The 11,289-nt window shown below is 70.3% G+C and carries 12 protein-coding genes; 5 read left to right on the top strand and 7 right to left on the bottom strand.

Features of this window, described 5'->3' with window-relative positions:
- Positions 1-113: 113 nt before the first annotated feature.
- The 3 genes from ACFXB5_RS30680 to ACFXB5_RS30670 all read left to right on the top strand — a co-directional run bounded on the left by ACFXB5_RS30680 (position 114) and on the right by ACFXB5_RS30670 (position 1,776).
- Positions 114-398, top strand: a complete 285-nt coding sequence (locus ACFXB5_RS30680) for a hypothetical protein (RefSeq protein ID WP_385213750.1) — start codon at positions 114-116, stop codon at positions 396-398.
- Positions 386-775, top strand: coding sequence for an SRPBCC family protein (locus ACFXB5_RS30675; protein ID WP_385213747.1), 390 nt, complete (start codon positions 386-388; stop codon positions 773-775). The genes ACFXB5_RS30680 and ACFXB5_RS30675 overlap by 13 nt, the downstream gene beginning before the upstream one ends.
- Before the next feature lie 110 nt (positions 776-885).
- Positions 886-1,776: a VOC family protein gene (locus ACFXB5_RS30670; protein ID WP_385213744.1), complete on the top strand. Its 891-nt coding sequence runs from the start codon at positions 886-888 to the stop codon at positions 1,774-1,776.
- Between the two features lie 300 nt (positions 1,777-2,076).
- On the opposite strand, the gene ACFXB5_RS30665 is transcribed toward ACFXB5_RS30670, so the two are convergent.
- Positions 2,077-2,205, bottom strand: a complete 129-nt coding sequence (locus ACFXB5_RS30665) for a hypothetical protein (RefSeq protein WP_385213742.1) — start codon at positions 2,203-2,205, stop codon at positions 2,077-2,079.
- A 305-nt stretch (positions 2,206-2,510) separates the two neighbouring features.
- On the opposite strand from ACFXB5_RS30665, the gene ACFXB5_RS30660 reads away from it, so the two are divergent.
- On the top strand, positions 2,511-4,742 hold the full coding sequence (locus ACFXB5_RS30660; RefSeq protein WP_385213739.1) for an FUSC family protein: 2,232 nt from the start codon (positions 2,511-2,513) through the stop codon (positions 4,740-4,742).
- A gap of 172 nt (positions 4,743-4,914) precedes the next feature.
- On the opposite strand, the gene ACFXB5_RS30655 is transcribed toward ACFXB5_RS30660, so the two are convergent.
- Complete coding sequence (locus ACFXB5_RS30655; protein ID WP_385213737.1) at positions 4,915-6,729, bottom strand: APC family permease; 1,815 nt, start codon at positions 6,727-6,729, stop codon at positions 4,915-4,917.
- 339 nt (positions 6,730-7,068) lie between these two features.
- On the opposite strand from ACFXB5_RS30655, the gene ACFXB5_RS30650 reads away from it, so the two are divergent.
- Positions 7,069-7,518 carry a DUF1931 family protein gene (locus ACFXB5_RS30650; protein ID WP_385213734.1) on the top strand — a complete coding sequence of 150 codons (450 nt, stop codon included), beginning with the start codon at positions 7,069-7,071 and terminating at the stop codon, positions 7,516-7,518.
- Between the two features lie 47 nt (positions 7,519-7,565).
- On the opposite strand, the gene ACFXB5_RS30645 is transcribed toward ACFXB5_RS30650, so the two are convergent.
- The 5 genes from ACFXB5_RS30645 to trxA form a co-directional block, all read right to left on the bottom strand.
- Positions 7,566-8,000: a DUF2267 domain-containing protein gene (locus ACFXB5_RS30645; protein WP_385213731.1), complete on the bottom strand. Its 435-nt coding sequence runs from the start codon at positions 7,998-8,000 to the stop codon at positions 7,566-7,568.
- Between the two features lie 73 nt (positions 8,001-8,073).
- Positions 8,074-8,571 (bottom strand): Hsp20/alpha crystallin family protein, encoded by a 498-nt coding sequence (locus tag ACFXB5_RS30640; RefSeq protein ID WP_385213728.1) that lies wholly within the window; start codon positions 8,569-8,571, stop codon positions 8,074-8,076.
- A gap of 22 nt (positions 8,572-8,593) precedes the next feature.
- Positions 8,594-10,396: an FAD-dependent oxidoreductase gene (locus ACFXB5_RS30635; protein WP_385213725.1), complete on the bottom strand. Its 1,803-nt coding sequence runs from the start codon at positions 10,394-10,396 to the stop codon at positions 8,594-8,596.
- Entirely contained in the window at positions 10,396-10,659 is a 264-nt protein-coding gene (locus ACFXB5_RS30630) for a UBP-type zinc finger domain-containing protein (protein WP_385213724.1), read from the bottom strand. Before ACFXB5_RS30630 ends, ACFXB5_RS30635 begins: the two co-directional genes overlap by 1 nt.
- Before the next feature lie 5 nt (positions 10,660-10,664).
- Positions 10,665-11,129 (bottom strand): thioredoxin, encoded by a 465-nt coding sequence (trxA, locus tag ACFXB5_RS30625; RefSeq protein WP_385213721.1) that lies wholly within the window; start codon positions 11,127-11,129, stop codon positions 10,665-10,667.
- Between the last annotated feature and the right edge of the window lie 160 nt (positions 11,130-11,289).

Raw genomic sequence — 11,289 nt, 5'->3', positions numbered from 1 at the left:
TGGTGCTTTTGCGGTGGCCGCCCAGGTTCGGTTCCCTGCGGTGGCTGATACCGGCCTGCGGCGTCCAGTGCGCGAGGCCGCTCCGGGACACCGCCTCCTGCACGGTCGCCGCCGTGTACCTCACCGCCGGTGGTATCGACGTCCACCCCGACAAACAACACCTGCACGCCCTGGCCGAGGAACTCTACGACCGCCGCAGCACCGGCACCCGGATCGTCAACCTGCTGCACTCTGGGCGGCCGGACCACGCCCCGCTGTCAGCCGCTCTTCGTCCGGCGGCAGCCTTCCGCGCCGGATCCTGGACGGCATCGCCCGGCCTTGACACTATACCCCCCAGGGGTACAAGCTGCGGAGTGTTCGTGCACTCGTTTGCCGTGGAGGCGTCGTGTATGAGCTGAGCCGCGCGGTCCCTGCGGACGACGGCCAGGCAGGCGGACCCAAGCTGACCAGGAGCGAGGTATGGGCCGGGTTGCTCATCGGGGCGCGCGACGCGCGCCCCGTCGGTCCGCTGATCACCCACTGTGAGGTTGTCGAGGAGTACGAGGGCGGCCTGGTCCGGACGTCGCCTTCGCCGACGTCCCGATGCGGGAACGGATCGCCTTCCACCCGGAACACCGTGCGGTTCGACCGCCTCTCAGGGCCAGAGCCGGGTGAGATCTACAACGACATCGAGTACGGCGAGGGCGGCCGGTTGTACCTGCGTTTCAGGTTCCGGTTGGAGGCGGCGGTGGTTCTTCCGGGGGCTGAGGGAAGAAGCGCAGTTCCAGCGGCATGAGGACAGCTGCCTGCACGCGGTGGCGGCGACGTTGGCGCATCTGCGGGAGCTGAAGTACAGCGGGCAACCGGCGATCAGTGTCTGAGATCATCGAGAGCGAGGAAGACTCCGTGAGCAGCACGTCCGTGGATGTTGACTACCTTGACCACTCCGTGGTCGTGACGGTCACCGACCTCAACGGGTTGTACGACACCTATGAGGCACTCGGTTTCACGCTCACACCGCGGTCAACACACACAGGTACCGCACAACCCGACGGCGAACGGCGGTCTCTCGGCACGGCCAACCGTTGCGCCGTCTTCGGCGAGAACTACATCGAGTTGCTCGGTCACCTGGACAGCAGCCTGCCGGATCCGTGGGGCGTGCGTCGACTCGCAGCTGCGTACGAGGGGCTCCGGGGCTACGTCTTCGGCTGCGGTGACGCCGATCACGTCGATCGGAGGCTTGCCGAGCAAGGGGTATCCACCACGGGTGTCCTCACGCTGCAACGCGACATTCCGACGCCCGACGGCGTCGGGACGCTGCGGGCGCGGGTGATCCAGGTGGATCCTCCCCTCGCTCCCGAGGGAGGCGTTCGCATCGCAGAGGTCAAGCGGCTGGACCTCATTCACCAGCCGAGATTCCTGGACCACCCCAACGGGGCGGTGGGCCTGTCTCGGGTCACGCTCGTGGTCGCCGACGAGGAAACCGACCGCTACGTCGAGCGATACCGGAAAGTGCTCGGCATCCCCGCGCGCCAGATTGGGCCGCGCCATGTGTTCGCTCTGCGGGTCGGCGGCCTGGAGATCGTGCCGTTGTCAGCTCTGGACGAGATTCTTCCCGGCGAGAAGGCCCCGACCTTGCCGTACGTCGCGGCTCAGACCGTCGCGGTCAACGACCTCGGCAGGGCCAAGTCGGTCATCGAGGGCAACGGGTTCGCCATCCGTCCGCTGCCCGGCGGCTTCTTCGTGTCAGCAGACAACACCCGCGGCGCCAACCTTGTCTTCGAAGCGCGGGCATGACCGAGCGCGCCGGACACGCGCCTTTCGCGGCCACCCGTTGCGGTCTGGTGCGTGGCCTCCGCCAGGGCCGGATCGCGGCGTTTCGTGGGCTTCCCTACGGGTCATCGCTCACCGGACCGGCGCGGTTCTCACCCCTCTTCAGGAACTCCCGCGCAGCTTGTGTCGAACGGAAACGCAAGATCAGGGCGGTCATCCCGGAAAGTAGGCAATCAACCCGCTGATCACAACCACCCACAGGCCCTCCGCCCTGTGGGTGCCGGGAACTATGTCACCTGGGCTGACCTGTTGCTTCGGATGAAGCTATGGGCTAGCCAGCAGCCGCAACCGCTCGCGGACGCCGGGCAGGACGTAGTGCTGTGCCTCGCTGGTGTACTGGATCCTCCCGAGTGGCAGGGCGTTGCCGGACTCCGGGATCAACGCTCCGATCACGCCGAGGGCCGCTCAGCCTGCGGGCGACGCGCATCAGGCTGAGCATGGGCAACGACAGCAGCACGATGTGCTACGGCTGGCTGATCATGGCGATGACGGGGCGGGTGTTGTCCCAGTAGGGCAGGTCTTGCCGCTAGGACTGAACAGGCGGCGCTGGGGTGTGGTCATCGATCGCCCTGTACGCGAGGGTGCAGGTTGGTGAGGGTAGGTCGGCCCGGGGCTCGCGCCCGCCGAGCGCGGCGCCGCCAGGAGGTGGCGGCGCGGCCGACGCCACCCGGCAGGGCGTTCCGGCTAGGCTCACGCCCGTGACGTGGCTGCGGGCCTTCGGAGAGGTCGTGCGATCCGGGCTCACGATCGAGGAGACGCGGCTGGAGCCCCTGCTCGCGCTGCGCACGGCCGCTGGGGTGGCGATCGTCATCGGGCCGGCGCTGTGGCTGGTCTCCCCTGCGTACGCCGCGTCCGCCGCCCTCGGTGCCTTCTCCGCGGGTGGGGCCACCTTCCAGCGCACCTGGCGTCCACGCAAGGTGATCGCGCTCGGCGCGGGCGTGGGTCTGGCGCTCAGCACCTTCGTGGGCTACCTGGCGGCGGGACAACTCGTGGCGTTCCTCCCACTGCTGGCCGTATGGGCCTTTGTCGCGGGGATGGCGTGGGCCGTCGGATCGACCGCTGGGATCGTCGCAGCGACGACGGTCGGCAGCATGCTGGTGACCATCACCCTGCCCACGAGCGTCGGGCAAGCCCTGGAGCACGCCGGGGTCATCGCGCTCGGGGGCGTGGCGCAGGCCGTGCTGATCCTGCTGTTCCCGATCCGCCGTTGGGGGGCGCATCGTGACGCGCTCGCCGACGCCCTGGCCGCCGTGGCGGACTACGCCCGCCGGCTGCGGCACGACCCGACCGCCCCGTTCGACCCGGAGCCGTTGATGACGGCCCGGGACGCGGCCGCCGTGACGCCATCACAGGCCCGCACCCGTCCCCCTGTCCTCCACGGCCCCCGGGGCCTCGCCGAGCGCATTCGGTCGGTCGTCGCCGCGCTCGCCGACCCGGACGTCGGCGCCCCGGCGGAAGGACCCGGGCGGGACCGCGCGCGGGAGTTGCTCGACGCGGCCGCCGACGTTCTGGACGCGGCCGCCCGTTCGATCCGCCGCGGCACTCCCGCCGAGGTGCCGCCCGGGAGCGCGGACGTCCTGCGCGTCGACGAGGAGCACGAGGTGTTGGAGGGGCCCGCGCAGCAGGCCGCCGAGCGGCTCGTGGAACTGCTCGGCGAGGCATTGGAGATCGCCGGGAGCGGCGGCGCGCGCGGGAAGCCGCCCACGCCGCCCGGCCCCGCGGGTGCCCAGTTCCTGGTGCGCCCGACAATGTTCCGGCTGCTCCCGGGCGTCGTCCGGGCGGTCCGCCGCGAGCTCCGCCGGGACTCGCCCGTGTTCCGGCACGCCGTCCGCCTGGCGGCGGTGGCCACGCTCGGCTATCTGATCGCCGCCCGGCTACCCCTGGCCCACGGCTACTGGGCGCCCATCGCCTCGGTGATGGTGATGCGCCCGGACTTCCACCGGACGTACGCGCGTGCGGTGGCCCGGCTCGCCGGGACCCTGGCGGGGGTCGCGCTCGCCACCGGGATGGTGCGGGCCGTGGGCCCGGACGCCCGTGTGTTCGGCGCGCTTGCGGTGGTCTCGGCAGGCCTGTCGTACACGCTGATCCGTACCGGCTACGCCTACTCCCAGTGCTTCACTGCCGCGTACGTCGTCTTCCTGCTCGGCATGGGCGGCCAGGCATGGCAGCAGACGGTCCCGGAGCGGGTGGTGCTCACCCTGCTCGGCGGGGCCCTGGCAATGCTGGCGTACGTGGTGTACCCCGCATGGGAGACGCCCCGGCTGCCGGGCCGACTTGCGGACTGGCTCGCCGCCAACGGCCGCTACGCGGCCGCGGTGCTCCGCAGCTACGCCGAACCGACCCGGGAACATCGCGCCGACGTGCGCAAGGCACTGCTGGCGAGCAGGGAGGCACGTGCCGCCTGGCAGGAGACCTACGACCGGGCAAGGCAGGAACCGGTCCGCCCCAGGGGTCTGACGTCGCGCGAGGCCGAGGAGGCGCAGGAGGCGCTCAAAAGGTTCGGCCGGGCGGCGATGCTCATGGAGAGCCACGTCCCGCGGGCCGACAGCCGTTCCGTCCCCGAGGCGGAGCGGTTCGCCGAGGCCCTGGAGGCGGACACCGCGCAGGCGGCAGTCGACGTGCGCGAGCACAGGAATCCGGACTGGGGGCGCGTCGAGGAGGCGCTCCACGCGTGGGAGGACGCCACCGCCGGGGACCGGAGCCCGGTGGCGCGGCGCGGGGCGGAACTACAGAAGCGGGCCTTGGAGGACCTCGCGACGGCCGTGAGCCGCACACCCCTGGAACGGGACGTCGGCTCTGCGCGCGAGGAGCAGCGGGTGCGGGCGGCGGTGGCGGCGGAAGGTGACGGATCAGAACCCGCGCCCCGGGGTGGTGATCGATCCCCTCGACGTTCCGCCGGAAGGACTTCTCCGCCTCGGCCGTCACGATGAGCACCTTGCGGATGCCGGCAGTCAGGCCGACGACGAGGAACGGCCGACAGTGGTGGAGCCGGCCGATCACGCGTTTGAACAGGTTGCGCTGGGCGGCGGCGTACCAGTCTCCGTGGCAGCCGGCGTGGTTGAGGCGGTCGTTCTTCACCAACCGACGGGTAGCGGGCCCCGCTCACACGCTCAGGCCGTACGGCATCATGCAGACGACGACATCGGTGCGCGCCCTGAGGACCGTGGCCAGCAGCAGGCCGCGCTGGTTCTGGAGCATCTTGTAGCGCCGGTGCCGGGGCTCGACCTCGGGGATGAGAACGGCGATCTCCCGGCCGCCCCCGGCCTCGCGCCGCACATACGCGACCATCGGCTGCACCAGGGACCGGTGCGGGCTGTCGATGATCTCCAGGCGCACCCCGGGATTCCAGCGCTCCCAGGTGTCCTGCAGGGCCCGCGCCTTCGCGGGCTCGGCCTGGACGCTGACCGCCACGACCTCGTCGCCCAGGGCGAGCGCCGCCGTCAGCGCGCGCTGCGCGAGCCTGCTGACCTCGCCGAGCGGGACGATGACCAGGCTCATGGTGCGCACCGGTGGCGGCGGGATCCGCCCGAGCCCGAGTTCCTCGCCGGCCGCCGTGTAATAGCGCTGGACGCGGGTGAACAGCAGCATCAGCAGCGGCACCGCGACGACGACCACCCAGGCCCCTTCGAGGAACTTGGTGGTCAGCAGGACCAGACCGGCCCCGGTGGTCAGCACGGCCCCCAGACCGTTGATCATCGCCCGGTGCAGCCACCCTTCCGGCTGCTCGGTCGCCCAGTGCCGTACCAGCCCGACCTGGCTGATGGTGAAGCCGGTGAACACCCCGATGGCGAACAGCGGGATCAGCCGATGGGTCTCGCCCCCCACCGCGTTGAGCAGCACGGCCGACAGCAGCGCCAGCGCCACCACGCCGTACCGGTACACCGGGCGCTCCGCGCGCAGCCCGAACAGGTGGGGCAGCCGGTCGTCCCGCGCCAGCAGGCTCATCAGGACCGGGAGGCCGCCGAAGCTGGTGTTCGCGGCGAGCGCGAGAACAAGGGTGACGATGAGGTTGGTCGCGTAGTACTGCCATCCGGCTCCGTACGACCCGGCGGCGAGCTGGGCGAGGACCGTCACACCGCCGCGCGGCGCGACATGGTCGCGGCGGATCAGATACGCCATCCCGAGCAGCATCACTCCGAGGAGCATGCCGAGCATCAGCTCGGTGTGCTGGGCCCGCTTGATGCGCGGCTCGCGGAACATCGGCACGCCGTTGGCGATGGCCTCCACCCCGGTCAGGGCGGAGCAGCCCGAGGAGAACGCTTTAAGGATCAGCAGGACACCCAGCGCCTCGGTGGCCCGGACGGGATGGGCGGCGCCGACGACGGCCGCGGGGTGCGAGCGCAGGATCCCCATGACGACGATGCCGAGCATGCTGACGATGAACAGCACGGTCGGCAGCATCAGCACCCGGGCGCTCTCGGCCACTCCCCAGAGGTTCACGGCCGTGAGCAGGGCGAGCAGCACCAGGCAGACGGCGAGCAGATGCGAGGAGAGGATCGGGAAGGCGGATGCGAGGCTGGCGGCGCCGGCGGCCAGGCTGACGGCGACGGTGAGGACGTAGTCGATGGTCAGGCTCGCCGCGGCGAGCAGGCTCACGCGTTGCCCGAGGCTCTTCTTCGCCACCGCGTAGGCGCCGCCGCCGTCCGGATGGACGGCGATCACCTGGCGGTAGGAGATCACCAGCACGGTGAGCAGGACGGTGATGACGACAGTGATGGGCAGCGTGGCGGTAAGGGCCCCGGTGCCGGCGGCGACCAGCACGACCACGATGGCCTCAGGGCCGTACGCGACCGAGCTCAGCGCGTCCAGGGACAGCGCGGCCAGCCCCTCAAGGCTGGTGAGATGGTGCTTGTCGCCCTCCCCGTGGCGCAACGGTACCCGTGGCCGCAATGCGCGGTGTGCCAGTCCGAACGCCATGGGGAACCTCGGGGCGGGGTTGTCGGGGACCGTCCCGCGACAGTGTGCCCTGCCGTGGCGCCCGGCCACCTGAGGCATGCCCGAACAGCCGCCACGTGTCCGCCGCCTCCGTGATTCCCTGACCTGACCGAGTGCTCCTCACGGCGCTCCCCGAGTGTCGCCGCGGCGGTGGGAGCCGCGCCCATAGCATGACCTGGCGCGGTCACCGACCTGTCGGCAGCAGGCCGGCCGTGCGATTGGTTCCTGGGGCCCATGCGGTCGCGCATCCGCCGAGCGAGGGTGGCGCTGACGAGGCGCGCCGGGTTACGCCCAGCGCCGGACGACTGGAGGTTGGTGACCATGACGGTGATGTCCGTGCCCAGGTTCGAGCGGTTCTTCCGGGTGGCGGCGGGACTTGATGTCGACAAGAACGACCTCAAGCGCTACAGCGACTTCGTGGACGCCAAAGTCTACGATCTGCTGCTCATCGCCGAGGCGGTCGCGAAGGCCAACAACCGGGACGTGATCGTGCCGTGGGATCTGCCGATCACCAAGGGGCTACAGGAGAACATCCACCGCTTCCGGGACCTCGACTACGAGATCGAGTTGAAGCCCATCCTCGATCAACTCGTCAGGCACCCGCCGCTGGACCGCGCACCCGACGACGCGACGGAGGCGAGGTTGCCGGAAATCGTCGGCGGGCTCAGCCTGGCGCTCGCCAAGGCATTCAAGATCATCTATCCGGACCTGAAGAATCCGCAGACCAAGCATTGGGAGACGGTCTGGCCGCTCTTCAATCTCCTGCTGTGACGCCGGGGTTGTGAATGCCGGGAGCGATGCGGTGGCCGCCGGACCGGCTAGGAGGGCATAACCGCGGACATCGAGGCGGGCATACGCGCCTTGAGGTCCTTCCACTCGCCCTCGCTGATGTGGTTCTCGAGGACATGCAGGACCGTGCGCACCAGTTGCTCGGTGTCGCCCTCGATCGCGTACGGAAAGTCGTGCCGGACCCGCCGGAAGAATTCGTCGCTGTTCAATTTCACGGGCGTCTCCGCGGGTTTCCACCCGTCGTAGTAGACGCCGCGCAGCAAGGTCGGAAGCTGCGCTCCGAAGTGCACGGCCTCATCGACCGACAGCCGGTCCCGCAGGTGGTGCAGGACCGCGCGCAGAGCGGCGTACGACTGCTTCCGGCGCTCCTTGGGCCACCCATAGGCGTGCTCGATCTCCTTCAGGACATGGTTGGCCTTGTCGACCATGGTGTCGAACGAGGAAAAGCCTGCCGCAACCATCATGTAGTCCTTCCGATGCCCGCGGCGGCACCCGGCGGAGCGGGGCCGCCGCGGGGAGAGCCGGATCCCGGCGGGCTCAGCCGCCCTGGCGTTCGCTGCTCTCGGTTATCTCGATGTGACGGGGCTTGGCGGTCGCCGCCTTGGGGACGGTGATCGTGAGCACGCCGCTGGACATGCTCGCCGTGACGTCTTCGGTGTTCACTTCGCTCGGAAGCAGCAACCGGTACTCGAAGCGACCGGTACGGCGACTGCTGTGCCGCATGATGCCTTTGCGCTCCCGTTCCTTGATCTCCCCGGTGACGGCCAGCTCCTGACCATTGATCTCGATGTCGACGTCCTTGCGGTCCACGCCGGGGAGCTCGAGTTCTACGTGATAGGCGTCGTCGGCTTCGGTCACATCGGCGGACGGCGTCCACGCCGCTATGGCGGGAGCCGCGCTTCCGACCGTGGATTCGAGCAGACCGCCCATCTGGTTGATGAGGTCGTCGAATTCCAGAAGCGGATTGCGCGCCCAGCCCCTGGGGCGCTCCACTGTTCCCTGGCCTCGCTGCTGTCGGCGAACCGGCATGTTCATCGTCCGTCACCTCCGGTGTCGGTTAGTGGGCAGGGGATGTGTTGTGACCACCGCCCGGCTCGGTGAACCGGCCGGACGGAGCTTCTGTGTCATCGCGGTGGCGCGCGACGTCGACGGTGGTGTGGCCGAGGTGCTCGTGGACCTGGTGGATGGCCATCGCCCCTTCGCCGGCGGCGGAGGCCACCCGCTTGACGGAGCCGCTGCGCACGTCGCCCGCGGCGAAGACGCCGGGCAGGCTGGTCTCCAGCCCCAGACAGGTACGGCCCTGGCCCTCCCAGACCGTGCCACTCGCGCGGGCCTGCGCCGAGGCGCCGGTGAGCACGAAGCCCCGGTCGTCCAAGGCGACCACGTCGCCGAGCCACGTCGTACGGGGCCGGGTCCCGATGAAGACGAACATCGCGCGCACGACCAGGTTGCGGCGCTCCCCCGTGCGGTTGTTCTCCACCACGATGGCCCGCAGGACCTCGTCGCCCTCCACCACCCCGCGCACCTCGCTGTTCCGCAGCACATTCACCCGTGGATGGCGTTCGATCTGGTCGACGAGGTAACGGGACATCTTGGCGCCGAGGTCCGGGCCCCGGACCAGCAGATGGACGCGCGGGACGCGCTGGGCGAGGAAGAGGACGGCCTGGCCCGCGGAGTTACCGCCGCCGACCACCGCGACCGGATCCGCGCTGCACTGCTGCGCCTCGTACACGGTCGCCGCATAGTAGACGCTCGTCCCCTCCACCCGTTCGATGCCGGGCACTTCGAGCCTGCGGTACCAGGCGCCCGTAGCCAGCACGACGGTGTGGCTCACCACATCGCCGCCGTCGGCGAAGGTGACACGGTAGTAGCCGTCGTCCTCGGGCTTGAGCAAAGCCGCTTCCGCGGGAACCCACACCTGGGCCCCGAACTTGCGCGCTTGGAGTTCGCCTCGTTCGGCGAGGTCGGAACCGGAGATCCCGCTCGGAAAGCCGAAGTAGTTCTCGATGAGGGACGACGTGCTCGCCTGGCCGCCCGTGGCGATCGCGTCCAGGAGGGCTGTGGTCAGTCCCTCGGACGCGCCATAGACGGCGGCCGCCAGCCCGGCGGGTCCGGAGCCGACGATGATCAGATCGCTGCGGGTCTCCTCGGTGGACGGAGGGGAGAGACCGATGAGCCGCGCCAGTTCGGCATTGCTGGGGTTGCGCAGCACCCGCTGATCGCGCCAGATGACGATCGGTGTCTCTTCCGGGGGGATGGAGAAGCGGCGCAGCAGTGCCTCGGCCTCCTCGTCCGACTCCAGATCGATCCAGCGGTGCGGCAGCCGGTTGCGGGCCGCGAACTCGCGCAGCCGCCGGGTGTCGGGCGAGTAGCGCGAGCCGAGGATGCGGAACCCGGCGCCCGCCCCGACGAGCAGCGCGCGGCGGCCCAGGTAAGCGCGGAGGATGAGGTCGCCGAGGATCGGATCGCGGGCGACCAGCACCCGCAGCCGGTCGATCGGAAGGGACAGCACCTCCCCGGGCTCACGGACCCGGGCGGTGTAGAAGGCCACCTGCCCCTGGAGCAGCCCCAGCTCACCGAGGAAGCGCCCCGGCCCATGCACCCTCAGGACCCGCTCGTCGGGGGTGCCGTGGGCCTCTACGATCTCGATGGAGCCGATGAGGATGACCAGGAACTCCGCACACCGCTCCCCCTCCCGGACCAGCACCTGGCCCGGCTCGACCCGCAAGTGCTCCCCGTGTTCGGCGAGGAACGCGATCTGGGCTTGCGACAGCCGGGGATAGGCGCCGTACAGATCCGGGGTCTCGAGCGGCACCGCCTCGTCGGGAGCGGCCTCGGGGGGCCGGTCGTCGCCTGCCATCAGGCCATGGCCTCGTGGGCGTAGCACCACCGCCAGGTCTCGCCCGGCTCCATGGGTTCCACGATGGGATGCTGCTCGACATAGGCGTGGGCTCGGGCGTGCTTGAGCGGCGAGGAGTCGCAGCACCCCACGTGCCCGCAGGTCAGACAGAGCCGCAGATGGACCCAGGGGGACCCCAGCCGCAGGCACTCCTCACACCCCTCAGGGCTGCGCGGAGAGACCTGGCGCACCATCGACAGATGCGGATCGGGCTCGATGGCCATGGCGTTCACCCTCTCTCGCTGTCCCGCCGGCCCGCCGCCACCTGCTCGACCCACGAGCGCAGGGTGCCCGCCGGGGCGGCACCCGCGCGGCGGGCGACCGGCTCCCCCTTGTCCAGGATGAGCAGGGTCGGCACGGCCTGCACCTCGAACCGCTGGGCGAGGTGCGGATTGCGGTCGATGTCGACCTTGACGAGTTTGACCCTGCCCGCCAGCTCCGTGGCGACCTGCTCAAGTGCGGGGCTGACCATCCGGCAGGGCCCGCACCAAGTCGCCCACAGATCCACGACGACGAGGGGCGTCGCCTCCTCGGCGACCTCGGCGAACTCGTTCTCGTCCGCGTCCACGATCCACGGCAGCGGCGACTTGCAGTTCCCGCACCGAGGGGCGCCCTCGGCCGCCACGGGAACCTTGTTCGCGCGTCCGCAGGTGGGGCACTTGATGGTCCGAGCTTTGATCGTTGGGCTTGGCATGGCCGGTCACGCCGCCTCTCCGACTTCCTGCCGGGCTCGCTCCTCGACGTGCTCGCCCGATGGCTGTTCGTAGCTGACCGCCAACTCGCCGTGCTGGGCGTCCACCTTGACGGTGGTGCCCTCGTCGACGTCGCCGCGCAGCAGGGCGCGTCCGATGAGG

Origin of the sequence: Streptomyces sp. NPDC059455, from assembly GCF_042750115.1 — a bacterium.
In the GTDB taxonomy this organism is placed as follows: Bacteria; Actinomycetota; Actinomycetes; order Streptomycetales; family Streptomycetaceae; genus Streptomyces; species Streptomyces endocoffeicus.
Note: the sequence above shows the minus strand (reverse complement) of the source record. Positions and strands in the feature narration are given on the sequence as shown.